The organism is Microbacterium sp. Root280D1 (assembly GCF_001428975.1).
In the GTDB taxonomy this organism is placed as follows: Bacteria; Actinomycetota; Actinomycetes; order Actinomycetales; family Microbacteriaceae; genus Microbacterium.
On sequence record NZ_LMJK01000002.1, the window covers coordinates 868,875 to 884,911 of the forward strand.

General features: G+C 67.7%; 15 protein-coding genes. 7 read left to right on the top strand and 8 right to left on the bottom strand.

Annotated elements, in window-relative coordinates; all coding sequences use genetic code 11:
* The first annotated feature begins 31 nt into the window (after positions 1-31).
* Positions 32-394 (top strand): GIY-YIG nuclease family protein, encoded by a 363-nt coding sequence (locus ASE34_RS10380; protein ID WP_230101217.1) that lies wholly within the window; start codon positions 32-34, stop codon positions 392-394.
* Between the two features lie 51 nt (positions 395-445).
* On the opposite strand, the gene ASE34_RS10385 is transcribed toward ASE34_RS10380, so the two are convergent.
* The 4 genes from ASE34_RS10385 to zapE form a co-directional block, all read right to left on the bottom strand.
* On the bottom strand, positions 446-829 hold the full coding sequence (locus ASE34_RS10385) for an SPW repeat domain-containing protein (protein ID WP_056278793.1): 384 nt from the start codon (positions 827-829) through the stop codon (positions 446-448).
* Positions 830-922: 93 nt separating this feature from the next.
* Positions 923-1,501: a type II toxin-antitoxin system PemK/MazF family toxin gene (locus tag ASE34_RS10390; RefSeq protein ID WP_082586594.1), complete on the bottom strand. Its 579-nt coding sequence runs from the start codon at positions 1,499-1,501 to the stop codon at positions 923-925.
* 20 nt (positions 1,502-1,521) lie between these two features.
* Positions 1,522-2,760 carry an ammonium transporter gene (locus ASE34_RS10395; protein ID WP_053096211.1) on the bottom strand — a complete coding sequence of 413 codons (1,239 nt, stop codon included), beginning with the start codon at positions 2,758-2,760 and terminating at the stop codon, positions 1,522-1,524.
* A gap of 115 nt (positions 2,761-2,875) precedes the next feature.
* A complete protein-coding gene (gene zapE / locus ASE34_RS10400; protein ID WP_056278794.1) occupies positions 2,876-3,925 on the bottom strand; it encodes a cell division protein ZapE in 1,050 nt (349 codons plus the stop codon).
* Between the two features lie 146 nt (positions 3,926-4,071).
* Here zapE and ASE34_RS10405 point away from each other — a divergent pair, with 146 nt between their 5' ends.
* Positions 4,072-4,965 (top strand): sulfurtransferase, encoded by an 894-nt coding sequence (locus ASE34_RS10405; protein ID WP_056278795.1) that lies wholly within the window; start codon positions 4,072-4,074, stop codon positions 4,963-4,965.
* Positions 4,966-4,984: 19 nt separating this feature from the next.
* Positions 4,985-5,416, top strand: a complete 432-nt coding sequence (locus ASE34_RS10410; protein ID WP_056278796.1) for a SufE family protein — start codon at positions 4,985-4,987, stop codon at positions 5,414-5,416.
* On the opposite strand, the gene ASE34_RS10415 is transcribed toward ASE34_RS10410, so the two are convergent.
* Entirely contained in the window at positions 5,400-6,554 is a 1,155-nt protein-coding gene (locus ASE34_RS10415) for an alpha/beta hydrolase family protein (protein ID WP_056278797.1), read from the bottom strand. The genes ASE34_RS10410 and ASE34_RS10415 overlap by 17 nt on opposite strands.
* A 25-nt stretch (positions 6,555-6,579) precedes the next feature.
* On the opposite strand from ASE34_RS10415, the gene ASE34_RS10420 reads away from it, so the two are divergent.
* The 4 genes from ASE34_RS10420 (at position 6,580) to ASE34_RS10435 (ending at position 11,791) form a co-directional block, all read left to right on the top strand.
* Positions 6,580-7,161: a DUF3000 domain-containing protein gene (locus tag ASE34_RS10420; RefSeq protein ID WP_056278798.1), complete on the top strand. Its 582-nt coding sequence runs from the start codon at positions 6,580-6,582 to the stop codon at positions 7,159-7,161.
* Positions 7,154-8,347, top strand: coding sequence for a ribonuclease D (locus tag ASE34_RS10425; RefSeq protein WP_053096223.1), 1,194 nt, complete (start codon positions 7,154-7,156; stop codon positions 8,345-8,347). Before ASE34_RS10420 ends, ASE34_RS10425 begins: the two co-directional genes overlap by 8 nt.
* A 73-nt stretch (positions 8,348-8,420) precedes the next feature.
* Positions 8,421-9,626, top strand: a complete 1,206-nt coding sequence (locus ASE34_RS10430; RefSeq protein WP_056278799.1) for a thiolase family protein — start codon at positions 8,421-8,423, stop codon at positions 9,624-9,626.
* 5 nt (positions 9,627-9,631) lie between these two features.
* Positions 9,632-11,791, top strand: a complete 2,160-nt coding sequence (locus tag ASE34_RS10435) for a 3-hydroxyacyl-CoA dehydrogenase NAD-binding domain-containing protein (protein WP_056278800.1) — start codon at positions 9,632-9,634, stop codon at positions 11,789-11,791.
* Between the two features lie 48 nt (positions 11,792-11,839).
* Here the strand turns inward: ASE34_RS10435 and ASE34_RS10440 are convergent, their stop codons facing one another.
* The 3 genes from ASE34_RS10440 to ASE34_RS10450 are packed head-to-tail and all read right to left on the bottom strand — an operon-like array spanning position 11,840 to position 16,024.
* Complete coding sequence (locus tag ASE34_RS10440) at positions 11,840-13,492, bottom strand: GMC oxidoreductase (RefSeq protein ID WP_056278801.1); 1,653 nt, start codon at positions 13,490-13,492, stop codon at positions 11,840-11,842.
* Positions 13,489-14,400 carry a diacylglycerol kinase family protein gene (locus ASE34_RS10445; protein WP_056278802.1) on the bottom strand — a complete coding sequence of 304 codons (912 nt, stop codon included), beginning with the start codon at positions 14,398-14,400 and terminating at the stop codon, positions 13,489-13,491. Before ASE34_RS10445 ends, ASE34_RS10440 begins: the two co-directional genes overlap by 4 nt.
* Positions 14,393-16,024: an FAD-binding oxidoreductase gene (locus ASE34_RS10450; RefSeq protein ID WP_235567488.1), complete on the bottom strand. Its 1,632-nt coding sequence runs from the start codon at positions 16,022-16,024 to the stop codon at positions 14,393-14,395. The genes ASE34_RS10445 and ASE34_RS10450 overlap by 8 nt, the downstream gene beginning before the upstream one ends.
* Between the last annotated feature and the right edge of the window lie 13 nt (positions 16,025-16,037).

Sequence of the window (16,037 nt, forward strand, 5' to 3'; positions counted from 1 at the left end):
TCCGCTCTGCGGCCATGGAGACGCGGTGCGCGTGACCACCGCGCTGCTGTGCGACTGGTGCGGGTGGCGTTACGGCGACTCCCCCGACCCCGACCTCCCCCGCCCGGTGGTCGAGGTGGTCTACTACATCCGCTACGACCGTCGAGTGAAGATCGGCACGAGTCGCCGGCCGCGTCAACGACTCGCGAGCATCCGCCACGACGAGCTCCTCGCGTTCGAGCCGGGTGGCCGTGCGGTGGAGCAATCGAGACACCGCGAGTTCGCCGACATCCGGGAGGGCGGCGAATGGTTCACCCTCACCCCGTATCTCGCGGCCCACATCGATGGGCTGCGCACGCTGGACGACCCCTGGCAGCTCTACGCGCGCTGGGTGGCGGCGGCATTGCAGAACTGAAGCCCCGCACGGGGCCGACGTTCCGTGCGGGGCTTCAGAGTTCGTACGCCATCAGACGCGAGCGGTGGCCTTGACCTTCGCGGGCTGCGGCTGCGAGAACAGCACGACCACGATCACGGCGACGCCGACGACCACGTGCGGCACCCAGACGTTCGGCGCCTCCGTCGAGAAGCCGAAGATCCACGGCGACAGCGCCAGGAACAGGCTCGCGACGATGTCGAACACGAGGTGGACGGGCATCGGGATGACGCCGAACGGCCCCCATTCGTACTTCGTGAAGAGGCTGTAGACGATGAGCCCGATTCCGAGCACGATCGGGATGATCACGGCGGGGCCGCCCATGCTCGAGAAGCCGAAGAGCCACGGAGCGGCGATCAGCGCCACTCCGACGATGTAGTCGAGAATTCCATGGACCTTGGTGGGGATGAAACGCATGATTCCTCCTGTGGTGTCGTCGCATCCTGCGACTCACAGACTGTTCGCAGCCGTTCGTCGAACGGATTGCGAACGGTCACACGGGTCGGAGCCTCATGCGCTCGCCCAGCCGTATCGTCGAGCCAGAGCCGAAGCGACCTCCCCGTAGCGCGATCGGTCGAGAACCGCGGCCTCACGGCGCAGTCCGCTCTCGTGCACGCTGTACAGCAGCTCGATGTCGACCCAGGACTCCCGTCCCTGCGTGTCCCAGCCGCCGGAGCCGATCGACAGATAGTCGCGGTCGCCGTCGTGCGGCTTGCTCGTCATCCGCACCGCATAGACACGTTCTGCGGATTCGCGCCCGATCACGAGCACCGGCCGATCCTTGCCTCGACCGTCGTTCTCCTCGTAGGGCACCCAGGTCCAGATGATCTCACCCGCGTCAGGGGCGCGGTCCCGGTCGGGCGCGTAGCCGATGCGGAGCTCATCGATCCGGTCGGGGTCGACCCGCCGTGTCTCGGTGCCGCGCGACGCCCCTCTCGACTCCCCTGAGGCGGAAAGAACCTCCTCGGAGGTGCGCAGACGCGAGACCGGGCGTCTCGGACGAGTTTTCGTCCGAGACGCCCGGTCAGATCCCAGTGCTGTGAAGAGGATCTCCGCGAGTCGTGCCAGGATGCCGTTGGTGTTGCTCACACGGTCACCCTAACGGCAGTTCAGGCGTCGGCCAGCGCGTAGCCCTCCTCGCCGTGGACGACCTGGTCGACACCGGCGATCTCGTCTTCGCTCGTGATGCGGAAGCCGATCGTCTTCTCGATCGCGAAGCCGATGATGAAGGCGACGACGAAGGAGTAGATCAGCACACCGAGCGCTGCGATCGCCTGGACGGCGAGCTGACGTGCGTCGCCTCCGACGAACAGACCGGTCTCGGTGGCGAAGAAGCCGAGGTACAGCGTTCCGATGAGGCCACCCACCAGGTGGATGCCGACCACGTCGAGCGAGTCGTCGAAGCCGAGACGGAACTTCATCTCGACCGCCAGGGCGCAGACGATACCGGCGACGGCACCGAGCAGCAGCGACCATCCGGGCGTCAGGTTCGCGCAGGCCGGGGTGATGGCGACGAGACCGGCGACCGCGCCGGACGCTGCACCGACCGAGGTTGCCTTGCCGTCCTTGATGCGCTCGATGAGGATCCAGCCGAGGATCGCGGCCGCCGTGGCGCCGAGGGTGTTCAGGCCGATGAGTCCGACGCCGCCCATGTCCTCTGCGAGCCACTCCGCGCCGGCGTTGAAGCCGAACCAGCCGAACCACAGCAGCGCTGCGCCGAGGAGCGTCAGCGGCACGTTGTGCGGCTTGAGGATGCCCTTCTGGAAGCCGATGCGCTTGCCGAGGACGATCGCGAGGGCGAGAGCCGCGGCGCCGGCGTTGATGTGCACCGCGGTACCACCGGCGTAGTCGATGACGCCGATGCCGCTGTCCTCACCGAACAGCGTGGTGCCGAGGTTCATGATCCAGCCGCCGCCCCAGACCCATGCGGCTACGGGGAAGTATCCGACGGTGGCGAAGACACCGGCGAAGATGAGCCAGCTGCCGAACTTCGCGCGGTCGGCGATGGCGCCCGAGATGAGCGCGACGGTGATGATCGCGAAGGTCGCGCCGTAGGCGACTCCGAGAAGTGCGACGTTCGAGCCCTCACCGGCCGCGAGGCTCGAGAGACCGAAGTCGGCGAAGGGGTTGCCGGCGAATGCCGTCGGGCTGTCGACCGCGCTCATCGAGAATCCGAAGAGGATCCAGAGGACGGCGACGAGACCGATCGAGCCGAAGCTCATCATCATCATGCTGACGACGCTCTTGGCCTTGACGAGACCGCCGTAGAAGAAGGCGACGCCGGGCGTCATGAGCAGTACGAGGGCGGTCGCGGTGATCGCCCAGGAGATGTTGCCTGGAGCATCCATAGTCAAACCTCACATTCGGGAAACTGAGAGCTTCAGTGTGACGAGGCCCGATTTCCGGAATGCGTGAGGTTTGTTGCGGTGGCGTTACAGAGACGCCGCGTGTGTGAACACTGCGTTACGCGACACTGCGATCCGCGTGTGTAAGTGCATTGAGTCTGGAGACAGCGCGCAGGTATTTCTTGCGGTATCCCCCGTTCAGCATCTCTTCTGCGAAGACCTGGTCGAGGCTCACACCGGTGGCGACGATCGGGATCTGCGCGTCGTACACGCGGTCGACGAACGCGACGAAGCGCAGAGCCTCGGACTGATCGGTCAGGACCCGCACATCCCGCAGGCCCACGAGATCCAGCTCGGCGATGATCCGCAGATACCGCGAGGGGTGCACCCGGGCCAGGTGACGGATGACGTCGGCGAAGGAATCGTCGGACGCGTTTCCGTGCCCCGCCCCCTCGTCGATCGCGCGGGCATAGGAATCGTCGTCGCTCACGACGGCGTGCCCGTCGAGCGCCCGCTGGCGGAAGTCGACACCGTCGATGCGGATCGTCTGGAAGCTGTCGGACATCGCGTGGATCTCTCGGAGGAAGTCCTGTGCGGCGAAGCGGCCCTCACCCAGTGCGTTCGGCGGAGTGTTCGAGGTCGCCGCGAGCTTGGTGCCGGTGGGAACCAGCTCACCGATGAGCCGAGTCATGACCATGGTGTCGCCCGGGTCATCGAGTTCGAACTCGTCGATGCACAGCAGGTCTGCACCCTTGAGCAGGTCGACGGTGTTCTTGTAACCGAGCGCGCCGACCAGAGCCGTGTACTCGATGAACGAGCCGAAGTACTTCCTGCGCGCGGGCATCGCGTGATAGATCGACGCCAGCAGGTGGGTCTTGCCGACGCCGAATCCGCCGTCGAGATAGACGCCCGGCTTCGTCTCCGGCTCCTTCTTGGCTCGGCTGAAGAATCCGCCCCGCTTGAGCGGAGCACCGCGTCCGGCGAACCGGATGAGCGTCTCCTTGGCGTCCTCCTGCGAGGGGTAGGCCGCATCGGCACGATAGCTCTCGAACGTCGCACCGTCGAACTGCGGCGGCGGCACGAGGCTGGCCAGCATCTCGGGACCGGTGACGGTCGGCTGTCGATCTGTCAGGTGCACGATGCCCGTGCGGCTGGGCGTGTCGGTCATCACGGTCCTGTGTCGGGGGCGCACCTGTGTCGAAGTCTTACGAATCGGGTGCAGGGCGCACGGCGTGGATCTATCGTCGAAGTATCGGCTCCACATTACGCCGTCGTCCCCTGCATCATCGCCGCTCACCGTCTGAGGAGATCCCTGTGGCCATCGAGTTCGACACCACTTCGTCAAAGTTCGCCGAGTACGCCGAGCCCGGCCGTCTCGTGAGCACCGAGTGGCTGGCCGAGCGCCTCGGCACACCGGGCCTGGTCGTCGTCGAATCCGATGAGGACGTGCTGCTGTACGAGACGGGCCACATCCCCGGCGCCGTGAAGGTCGACTGGCACACCGAGCTCAATGATCCCGTCGTGCGCGACTATGTCGACGGCGAGGGCTTCGCGAAGCTGCTCAGCACCAAGGGCATCTCCCGCGACGACACCGTCGTGATCTACGGCGACAAGAACAACTGGTGGGCCGCCTACGCGCTCTGGGTCTTCTCGCTGTTCGGCCACGAGGACGTTCGGCTGCTCGACGGCGGTCGCGATCGCTGGATCTCCGAGGGCCGCGAGATCACCCGTGACGCCCCGCAGATCACGCCGACGGAGTATCCCGTGGTCGAACGCGACGATTCGGAGATCCGCGCATACAAGGAAGATGTCCTCGCTCACATCGGCAGCCCGCTGATCGATGTGCGCTCTCCCGAGGAGTACAGCGGTGAGCGCACCACCGCACCGGCCTACCCCGAAGAGGGAGCCCTGCGCGCGGGGCACATCCCCACCGCCCAGAGCATGCCGTGGGCGAAGGCCGTGGCTGAGGACGGCGGCTTCCGGTCGCGGGCCGAACTCGACGCGATCTACCGTGACGGGGCCGGACTCGCCGATGGCGACGAGGTCGTCGCGTACTGCCGCATCGGAGAGCGCTCGAGCCACACGTGGTTCGTCCTCAAGCACCTGCTCGGATTCGAGAACGTCCGCAACTACGACGGCTCGTGGACCGAGTGGGGCAGCGCGGTGCGGGTCCCGATCGTGACCGGCGCGGAGCCCGGATCCCTCTGATCGTGGGAGAATGACAGGGATGAGCACCACGCACGTTCCTGACGCCCTCGCCGAGATCCGCGACGGATTCCTCGAGACCCCCGAGGCGGATCGACTGCTGCTCCTGCTGGAGTACTCGGACGAGCTGCCGGAGGTCTCCGAAGAGGTCGCGAATCACCCCGAGATGTGCGAGCGCGTCGCGGAGTGCCAGTCACCGGTCTACATCTACGTCGAGGTCGCCGACGGAATCGTCACCATGCACGCCACCGCCCCGCCCGAGGCGCCGACCACGCGCGGATTCGCGAGCATCCTCGTTCAGGGCATCTCCGGCCTCACCCCTGACGAGGTTCTCGCGATCCCCGACGACTATCCGCAGTCGATCGGTCTCACCCGCGCGGTGTCGCCGCTGCGCATCGGCGGCATGACCGGCATGCTGATGCGCGCCAAGAAGCAGGTCATGCAGAAGCGCTGAACCCCTGCGCTGCGAGCCATCCGGTGATGGCATCGCTCCACCCTGCCTGGTCGTAGTTCCAGATCTTGGTGTGCCGGGCGACCGTGAAGCGGGGCATCGTGACCAGGTCGGGTCTGGCCTGCTCGAGTGCGTGCGATGCATCGGCGGGCACGAATCCGTCGTCGTCGCTGTGCAGGATGAGGATGGGCACCGACAGCTCGTCGGCGCGCGACACCATGTCCAGGCTGTCGAACGGGATCGCGTTCTCCGCGCCGCTGAGCCGCGCGGTGAACGGGACGGACAGTGCGCCCATCGCGAGGTCCGGCAGCGGTGCGTGCATGCCGGACTCGCGCGCTTGGAATCGCAGCACGCTGCGCCAGTCGATCACCGGCGACTCGAGGATGAGACCGACGATGCGGTCGCGGTTGCCCGAGTTCAGGGCGGTCTGCATCGCGACCGCTCCGCCCATCGACCATCCCATCAGGATCACTCGATCGGCGCCGTGTCGGAGCGCATACGACACCGCCGCATCGACGTCGCGCCACTCCGAAGCCCCCAGAGCGTACGCACCGCTTCGGCTGCGCGGCGCCTCACCGTCGTTGCGGTACGAGACGACGAGGTTCGGGAAGCCCGCGGCATGCAGCACGGGGACGGCACGAAGGCACTCGGCTCGGGTGACCCCTCGTCCGTGGACCTGGATCACCCACGTCGAGGAGTCGGCCGGGAACAGCCAGGCGGGGCATGGCCCGGCCGGGGAACCGATGAGCACGTTCTGCGAGGGCAGGTGGAGCTCGCCGGGAGTGGAGTAGTACCAACCGCTGAACGCCGCGCTCCTGTCGACGCGGGCGCCCGGTTCGATCTGCGTCAGCAGCTTGCGCCTCACGGTGGTGGCATCAGCGCTCAGCACCGCGCCGAGCTTGACGTAGCCATACGTTCCCGAGGTGAAGAGTCCGTATCGACCCGGGAGCTCGGTGTCCCGCGTCCGGGTGAGCTCGATCGTCTGCGCCCCGGTGTCGACGGCGAGGATCTCGACGTTCGCCGGTCGCTTCGCCGGCATGACGACCCGACGGGCGACGCTGAAGACGAGCAGAGCCAGCGCCGTCCCCAGAGCGAGCAGAGCAGGGACAAGGAGTGCAACGGCGTGCCTGAGACTCTTCATCGCTTCCTGACTCTAGCCTGTTGCCGTGACCGCACACCCCGATGCCGGGACGATCTTCGACGCCGCCGTGGCTGAACTGCGCGACATCGCCTTCCGCTCAGACATCACCATCCGCGAGATAGCGACGCCGCAGGGCCTCGCTCCGCACGCCCTCGCCCTCGCAGCCGACGTCCGCCCGGACGACGGCGGAGAGTCGGCATACGGGACGGGACGTTTCGTTCTGCTGCATGACCCCGACAACCCGGCCGCATGGGACGGCGACTGGCGGATCGTGATCTTCGCCCAGGCGCCGCTCGAGACCGAGATCGGCACCGACCCCCTGCTCGCCGACGTCACGTGGTCCTGGCTCGTCGATGCACTCGACTCGAGAGGCGCTGGCTACCACTCCGCGTCGGGCACGTCGACCAAGACCCTGTCGAAGGGGTTCGGCGGACTCGCCGACGAAGGAGACGGCGCACAGATAGAGTTGAGGGCGTCCTGGACACCCGAGGGCCCCTTCACACCCCATGTCGAGGCCTGGGTCGAACTGGTCGGGATGCTGGCGGGTCTTCCGCCCGGTTCCGAGGGCATCGCCGTTATCGGCGCGCGAAAGGCAGCACGTGACTGAATACTCCGTGATCTCCGACGTCTCGGAGTTCCACGCGGCATGCGCCGCACTGGCCGCAGGAACTGGGCCTGTCGCCGTGGACGTCGAGAGGGCATCCGGATTCCGCTACTCCCAGCGCGCCTATCTCGTGCAGGTGTTCCGCCGCGACGCGGGGGTCTTCCTGTTCGACCCTCCCGCTCTCGGCGACTTCAGCCCTCTGCAGCAGGCCATCGGCGACGCCCTGTGGGTGTTCCACGCCGCCAGCCAGGATCTTCCGTCTCTGCGCGAACTCGATCTGCTCCCCCACACGATCTTCGACACGGAGCTCGCATCGCGACTGCTGGGTCATGACCGAGTCGGACTCGCCGCGGTCGTCGAGAACACGCTCGGCATCACGCTCAAGAAGGAGCACTCCGCGGCGGACTGGTCGACCAGACCCCTTCCCGCTGCATGGCTCGAGTACGCGGCACTCGATGTGCTGCACCTCATCGACGTCTACGAGGCCCTGGAGGCGGAGCTCGAGGAGCAGGGGAAGACCGAGTACGCGGCCGAGGAGTTCGCCGCCACGCTCGCCCGACTGCCGAAGCCTCCTCGCGAAGACCCCTGGCGACGACTCAGCGGACTGCACCAGGTGCGCGGCGCGCGGAACCTCGCGGTCGCTCGCTCGCTGTGGCAGGCTCGCGAGAGCTTCGCCCAGGATCAGGACGTCTCTCCCGGCCGTCTGGTGCCGGATCGGTCGCTCATCGCGGCCGTGCTGGCGAACCCGCAGAGCAAGCAGGCGCTCGCGGGGATCAAGGAGTTCCAGGGCCGAGCGAGCCGCACCCAGCTCGACCGCTGGTGGCAGGCGATGGTCGACGGACGTGCCACGGAGGAGCTTCCCCGGGAGCGGGTTCCCAGCGATACGCTGCCGCCGCCGCGAGCCTGGTCCGATCGCAATCCGGAGGCCGACGCGCGACTCAAAGCCGCCCGCCCGGTCGTCGAGGCCACGGCCGAGGAACTCGGGATGCCGACCGAGAACCTGCTCACCCCCGATCACCTGCGCCGTGTGGCGTGGGATGTACCGGGAACGACGCCCGAGGCCATCGGCGAGGCACTCGCCGCACTGGGTGCCCGCCCGTGGCAGATTGCACAGACTGCACAGAAGATCGCGGACGCCTTTGTAGAGGCGGCGCAAACGCCCGACGAGGCGTCCGCACCGGCTTCGTAGGTTCGATCCAACCGATTCCTCCCCGTTTCCGGCCCTCCATAGACTGAGGCCACCGCACAAACTTGGAGGCAGAGTGGCCGAGATCTCGGACGTCTTCTTCGTCGATGGAGTGCGCACCCCCTTCGGGCGCGCCGGCGAAAAAGGCATGTACTGGAACACCCGCGCTGATGACCTCGCCGTCAAGGCGACCATCGGCCTGATGGAGCGGAATGCAGCCGTTCCGGCCGACCGCATCGACGACGTCGCCATCGCCGCGACCAGCCAGACCGGAGACCAGGGCCTGACCCTCGGGCGCTCCGTGGCGATCCTCGCGGGACTCCCGCAGACGGTGCCCGGACTCGCCGTCGAGCGCATGTGCGCGGGAGCGATGACGAGCGTCACCACGATGGGAGCATCGATCGGGGTCGGCATGTACGACTTCGCGCTCGCCGGCGGGGTCGAGCACATGGGTCACCACCCGATCGGCGGCAACGCCGACCCCAACCCGCGATTCGTCGCGGAGCGCATGGTCGACCCCGGCGCTCTGAACATGGGTGTCACGGCCGAGCGCATCTTCGATCGCTTCCCGCACCTCACCAAGGAGCGCTCCGATCGATTCGGCATGCTCAGCCAGCACAAGGTGCAGGCGGCGTACGACGCGGGCAAGATCCAGCCGGATCTCGTGCCCGTCGCGACCAAGACCGCCGACGGCGCATGGGGCCTGGCGACGGAGGACGAAGGTCGTCGTCCGCAGACCACCATGGAGGACCTCGCGGCCCTCAAGACTCCTTTCCGCCCGCACGGCCGTGTGACCGCCGGAACCTCGTCGCCCCTCACCGACGGCGCCACGATGTCACTGCTCGCCGGAGGCGGCGCGGTCAAGGAGTTCGGTCTCGCACCGAAGATGCGCATGGTCTCGTTCGCCTTCGCAGGCGTGCAGCCGGAGATCATGGGAATCGGCCCGATTCCCTCGACCGAGAAGGCTCTGAAGAAGGCCGGACTCACGATCGGCGACATCGGCCTGTTCGAGCTCAACGAAGCCTTCGCCATCCAGGTGATCTCGCTGCTCGACCACTTCGGCATCGCCGACGACGACTCCCGCGTCAACCAGTGGGGCGGTGCGATCGCGCTGGGCCACCCGCTCGCGGCATCCGGCGTGCGTCTGATGATCCAGCTCGCGGCGCAGTTCGCCGAGCGACCCGATGTGCGCTACGGCCTGACGGCCATGTGCGTCGGTCTCGGACAGGGCGGCTCGGTCATCTGGGAGAACCCGCACTTCGACGGCAAGAAGAGGAAGTAAGCCTGATGGCCCACTCGATTTCCGAGCAGTACGCGAACGTGGACTTCTCCCCCATCCAGGCGCTCACCGACGGCGAGGTGATCACGCACTCCCCCGTGCGTGACATTCGTCTCGCGTCGGGCAAGGTGCTCGCACTGATCACCCTCGACAACGGACGCGACCACACGCGTCCGAACACTCTGGGGCCGGCGACGCTCACCGCCCTCGGTGAGACGCTGGACGGCCTGGCCGCTCGTGCGTCAGCCGGCGAGATCCAGGCGGTCGGCATCACCGGCAAGCAGTACATCCTGGCCGCTGGCGCCGATCTCTCCGACATCAGCAAGGTCGGGTCGCGGGACAACGCTCGCCTGATCGCGCAGCTCGGCCACAAGGTGCTCGGAAAGTTCGGGGAGCTCGGCGTTCCGTCGTTCGCCTTCGTGAACGGACTCGCACTCGGAGGCGGACTCGAGATCGCACTCAACTCGACCTACCGCACGGTCGACGCCTCCGCCGCGGCGATCGCACTCCCCGAGGTCTTCCTCGGCATCATCCCCGGCTGGGGCGGCGCCTACCTGCTGCCCAACCTGATCGGGATCGAGAACGCCCTCGAGGTGGTCATCTCGAACCCGCTCAAGCAGAACCGGATGCTGAAGCCGCAGCAGGCGTTCGACCTCGGCATCGTCGACGCGATCTTCCCCGCCGCGAACTATCTCGAGAACTCGCTCGCGTGGGCGGACGCCGTGCTCGGCGGCAAGAAGGTCGAGCGCAGGAACGAGCCGGGTAAGATCGAGCGACTCACGAAGTGGCCGATCGCCATCAAGATGGCACGCGGCATGCTGGAATCGAAGATCGGCACCGTCCCGAAGTCGCCCTACGCCGCACTCGACCTGCTCGACAAGGCCAAGAGCGGCACCAAGGCGGAGGGCTTCGCCCGTGAGGACGAGGCGCTCGCCGAACTCGTCACGGGCGACCAGTTCGCAGCATCCATGTACGCCTTCGACCTCGTGCAGAAGCGTGCGAAGCGTCCGGTGGGAGCCCCCGACAAGGCACTTGCGAAGAAGGTCACGAAGGTCGGCATCATCGGCGCTGGTCTCATGGCGAGCCAGTTCGCCCTGCTCTTCGTGCGCAAGCTGCAGGTGCCGGTACTCATCACCGACCTCGATCAGGCGCGCGTCGACAAGGGCGTGGCCTACATCCACGAGGAGATCGGCAAGCTCGAGGCCAAGGGCCGCCTGGATGCGGACTCCGCGAACAAGCTGCGCGCGCTCGTGACCGGGACGACGGACAAGAACCTCTATGCGGACTGCGACTTCGTCATCGAGGCCGTGTTCGAGGAGGTCGGCGTCAAGCAGCAGGTGTTCGGCGAGATCGAGAAGATCATCGCCGAGGACGCGATCCTGGCGACCAACACCTCCTCGCTCTCGGTCGAGGAGATCGGCGCGAAGCTCGCTCACCCCGAGCGCCTCGTCGGCTTCCACTTCTTCAACCCGGTGGCAGTGATGCCGCTGATCGAGATCGTCAAGACACCGACGACCTCGGAGGCGGCGCTCTCGACCGCGTTCGTCGTCGCGAAGAATCTCGGCAAGAACGCGGTCCTCACCGCCGACGCGCCGGGCTTCGTCGTGAACCGTCTGCTGGCCAAGGTCATGGGCGAAGCGGCTCGCGCGGTGTACGAGGGCACCCCGATCACGGATGTCGAGAAGGCCTTCGCGCCCCTCGGACTCCCGATGGGTCCCTTCCAGCTGATCGATCTCGTCGGATGGAAGGTCGCCGCCCACGTGCAGGACACGATGGCGCACGCGTTCCCCGATCGCTTCTACGCGAACGAGAACTTCCACGCTCTCGCGGAGCTCGACGGGGTCATCGAGAAGGACAAGGGCGGTCGTGTGACCGGCTGGACGAAGCAGGCCGAGAAGCTGCTGAAGCCCGCTGTCGGCAAGACGCCCGCGTCGGCCGAGACGATCCTGCAACGGGTGCAGGACGGCCTTGCGAGCGAGATCAAGATGATGCTCGACGAGGGCGTCGTACCCGAGGTCGAGGACATCGACCTGTGCCTGATCCTCGGCGCGGGCTGGCCCTTCATCGATGGCGGGGCTTCGCCCTACCTCGACCGCGAGGGCGCCTCGCAGCGCGCGTTCGGCGGAGAGTTCCACACCCCGCAGATCCGCGGCATCGAGCACGGCTGAGCTGAACCTCTGGGGGGGGCCGCCGTCCGGCGGCCCCCTTTTCCGTGTCTACGGTGCAGGACGCTCGTCGAGCTCACCGGAACGCGGCCAGAACGACATCGCTCTCTCAGCGAGCGCGGTGATCGTGAGCGACGGATTCACCCCGGGATTCGCGGGAACCGCTGCGCCGTCCATGACGTGCAGCCCCGGGTGACCCCACACCCGGTGGAAGGGGTCGACGACACCGGTCTCGGGCGCCCCAGAGATCACCGCTCCGCCGAGGAAGTGGGCGGTGAGCGGAATCCCGAAGATCTCGGGCCAGGATCCGCGAGGCTCGGCGGCGACCCCGCCGTCCTTCTCGACACGCGCGGCGATCGCCGAAGCCGCGCGATGAGCCTGCGGAAGATGACTGGGGTTCGGTGCGCCGTGCCCCTGCGCGCTCGTCATGACCATCCGCCCGAATCTGCGCCGGAGCGACAGAGTGAGCGAATTGTCCAGGGTCTGCATCACGAGTGCGATGATGCCCCGTTCGCTCCAACGTCGGAGCGAGCCCAGGCGCAACTGACGGATCGGTGCGCGGACGACCTGGCCCAGCACACTCACGAGACGGCCTCCGAGACCTCGGTCGCCCGGCACCATCAGCGATGCGAGGGCCCCCATCAGGTTCGATCCCGGCCCGTACCGCACATTCTCGACGTGAGTGCTCTCGTCGATGTGGAACGAGGTCGTGATCGCGACACCGTGCGCGAGTTCGAGGGACGCCGGAACGGCGACGGCGACGGCACCGTCGAGAGCCTCGGAGTTGGTCCGCGTCAGGCGACCCACCGCATCGGAGACCCGTGGAAGGGCCCCGGACAGCTTCATCCGATGCAGCAGCTGTTGCGTGCCCCAGGTTCCCGCGGCGAGCACCACCTGACGCGCGCTCACGGTGCGACGGTCGCGCCGGAACCACGCTCCGCTGCGCTCCGTCGTCACGGCGAAGCCGCCGTCTGCCAGGGCACGCACCTCGGTGACGGTGCGCAGCGCTTCGATGACGGCGCCTCGCCTCTGGGCCAGAGCCAGGTAGTTCTTCATGAGCGTGTTCTTCGCGCCGACGCGGCATCCGACCATGCAGTTGCCGCAGAGAGTGCATCCGGTGCGGTCCGGCCCCTCCCCATCGAAGAAGGGATCGGGCGTTCGAACTCCCGGCGCGCCGAACCAGACCCCGACCGGCGCGTGTCGGAATGTGCTTCCTACGCCGAGATCTTCGGCCGCTCCTGCCATGATGCGCTCGACGGGTCCGGAGTGCGGGTAGCGCTCGACCACCCCGAGCATCCGCTTCGCCGTCGCATAGTGCGGCGCCAGCTCCTCCTCCCAGTCTGCGAGAGCGCCCCACTGCGGATCCGCGAAGAACGCTCCGCCGGGCTGGTACAGCGTATTGGCATAGTTGAGAGACCCGCCGCCCACGCCCGCCCCGGCGAGGATCATCACGTGCGGCAGGCGATGGATGCGCTGGATGCCGAAACAGCCGAGCCTCGGTGCCCACAGATAGCGGCGCACGTCCCAGCTGGTCTTCGCGAAGTCCTCGTCCTCGAAGCGTCGGCCCGCCTCGTACACGCGGACACGGTAGCCCTTCTCCACGAGCCGCAACGCAGCGACCGATCCGCCGAACCCCGAGCCGATGACGACGACGTCCTCGTCGAAGTCCTGGGCGTGGCGAGGAGAAGCCGACCTGTGGTTCACGGTGTCCCTCCGGCACCCGAGGGGACGAGGACGGCCAGCGCGGAGCGCCGGATTCCGATCGTGCACTCATCTTCGGCGATGCGCTCTCCGTCGGCGTAGACGACGAGTCCAGGCGCGCTCACTGTCACGGTACGAGCCTGGCGCCGCGTCACCTCCGGTCGAGCGAGATGCACTCCGCGCAGCAGGAGCGGGAACAGCCGCAGCAGGCGGAGCCGGGTCAGCGGCGCGACGTGCACGATGTCCAGCATCCCGTCGTCCGCGGCGGCGCCCACGCAGAGAGGCATGCCACCTCCGTAGCTCGGCGTATTGCCCACGGCGACGAGCGTTCCCGGCACGTGAACCGGCTCCGCGCCATCGAGGGAGACGGTGAAATCCATCGGCCGCAGTCGCACGAGCTCCACGACCAGCGCCAGGTAGTAGCGCAGCACGCCGCGCGGCCAGCGCAGACGATTGGTCCGATCGCTCACCTTCGCATCGAAGCCGAGGGCGGCGATCGTCAGGAACAGATCGACACGGCCGGCGGCGCGGACTTCGCCGACATCCATCGTGCGCGGGATACCCGTCAGAGCGAGCTCGGCCGCAGCGACCGCGTCGCGACGCGGCAGGCCCAGGGCTCGAGCGAGGTCGTTGCCCGTGCCCGCAGGCACCAGGACCACCGGAACCCCCGCAGCGCAGACCACGTCGAGGATGCCGGACAGCGTGCCGTCTCCGCCCACCACGACGAGCACCCCCGGGCGCGCGTCGAGCGCCCGAGTCGCCAGGAGCCGACTCGATGCTGCCGACTCTCCCGTGTACGCCCGCACGTCCGCTCCTCGGGATCGCAGGTGCGCCACGGCGACCTCGGTCTCTCGGGCGCCACGACCTTTTCCTGCGAACGGGTTCGACAGCACCGCGATGTGCTCAGCCACGTCCGCGCGCCCGATCCGACGAGATGACCGCTCCCGGGTTGAGGATCCACGTCGGATCGAGCTCCCGCTTGATGGCCGCGAGGATTCGCACCCCCGTGTCTCCGATCTCCTGCTCCAGCCAGGCGGCATGATCACGACCGACCGCATGGTGATGGCTGATGGTACCCCCCGCCGCGAGCAGCGCATCGTTCACCCGTCGCTTGATCTGCGTCCAGGTGTCGAGCGGTTCGGATCGGAGGTTCGCGATCACCGTGAAATACAGCGAGGCTCCGGTGGGATAGACGTGCGAGACGTGGCACATCACGTACGACCGGGCGCCGGCATCCTCGAATCCTGCACGAAGAGCCGACGTGACCGCCGCTCTGAGGTGCAGCAGGTTCGACCAGGTGGTCGCCGTCTCGAGCGTCTCGCAGAACACTCCTGCGTCCAGCAGCGAGTCGCGCAGATACGGACCGTCGAAGCGCCCGGAGAGCCACCCCTCTGCGGCGCCCTCACCCGACGAGATCCCACCGGCCGCCGCCAGGATCGCCGATGTGCGCCCCCGACGCTCGGCGATGTCGTCTCCCTCATAGACGGTGACGAGGCTCGCGCCCTTCGCGAGGGCCCGCCCGATCCGACCGACCTGGGCGAGGCTGACCGCCGTCTCGGCTTCATCCGACAGACGCAGCACTGTCGGGCCGCCACCGTGCTGCGTCACGCGGCGCAGTCCCTCGACGCCCTGCGTGAAGTCCGCGAAGGTCCAGGCTTCGAAGAGGCGGTCACGCGGTACCGGATGAACGCGCACTCTCACTTCGGTGATGACGCCGAAGATGCCCTCCGACCCCAGGAAGACGCGGACGAGATCGGGCCCGGCTGAAGATCCCGGCGACCGTCCGAGCTCGATGTCGCCGGTCGGCGTCGCGACTCTCAGCCCGGTGACCATGGAGTCGAATCGCCCATGCCCTGCCGAGTTCTGACCTGACGAGCGTGCAGCGGCGAACCCTCCGATCGTGGCGTACCGGAAGCTCTGGGGGTAGTGACCGAGTTCGAACCCCCTGGCCGCGAGCAGAGCCTCAGCATCCGGCCCCGTCGTTCCGGCGGCGAGAATCGCTTCGCCGCTCGCCTCGTCGAAGTGGATGAGGCCCGAGAGCCGGCGCAGATCCAGGCTGACGACAGCGCGGTGCGTGCCGCGTTCGGGATCGAGAGCGCCCACCACGCTCGTGCCACCACCGAACGGGATCACGGCTATCCTCCGGTCGACGCACGCCCGGAGCAGCGCCGCGACCTCATCGTGGGTTCCCGGCAGCACCACCGCGTCAGGGGAAGTCTGCTGAGGTCTACGGCGCCGGAGAAGGTCCGGCGTCGAACGTCCCCCGGCATGGCGGATGCGCGTCTCGCTCGAGATGTCGATGTGCTCCGCGCCGACGACGGCGGCCAGTCCCTCGAGATCGTCCTCCTGGAGCGACGACGGCGCGAGCGCCACCTCGGCGAGTTCCACGGGCGTCGCGGGCCTGTGCACGCGACCGAGCAGCAACGGCAGCATCATCCGGACGGCGCGCGGCAGATCCGACGCCCTGGCGGGATCGCCCCAGCCGTTCCATCGCATCTCCGTCGTCACGGCAACCCTGCCGTTCTCTGAGCCCATGCGTTACAGTGTG

What these genes read in the sequence shown, in the direction of transcription:
- zapE (WP_056278794.1), bottom strand. Translation starts at nt 3,925, where the DNA reads ATGACCGACACGCCCAGCCGCACGGGCATCGTGCACCTGACAGATCGA.
- ASE34_RS10435 (WP_056278800.1), top strand. Translation starts at nt 9,632, where the DNA reads ATGGCCCACTCGATTTCCGAGCAGTACGCGAACGTGGACTTCTCCCCC.
- ASE34_RS10450 (WP_235567488.1), bottom strand. Translation starts at nt 16,024, where the DNA reads ATGGGCTCAGAGAACGGCAGGGTTGCCGTGACGACGGAGATGCGATGG.
- ASE34_RS10395 (WP_053096211.1), bottom strand. Translation starts at nt 2,760, where the DNA reads ATGGATGCTCCAGGCAACATCTCCTGGGCGATCACCGCGACCGCCCTC.
- ASE34_RS10385 (WP_056278793.1), bottom strand. Translation starts at nt 829, where the DNA reads ATGCGTTTCATCCCCACCAAGGTCCATGGAATTCTCGACTACATCGTC.
- ASE34_RS10415 (WP_056278797.1), bottom strand. Translation starts at nt 6,554, where the DNA reads ATGAAGAGTCTCAGGCACGCCGTTGCACTCCTTGTCCCTGCTCTGCTC.
- ASE34_RS10410 (WP_056278796.1), top strand. Translation starts at nt 4,985, where the DNA reads ATGAGCACCACGCACGTTCCTGACGCCCTCGCCGAGATCCGCGACGGA.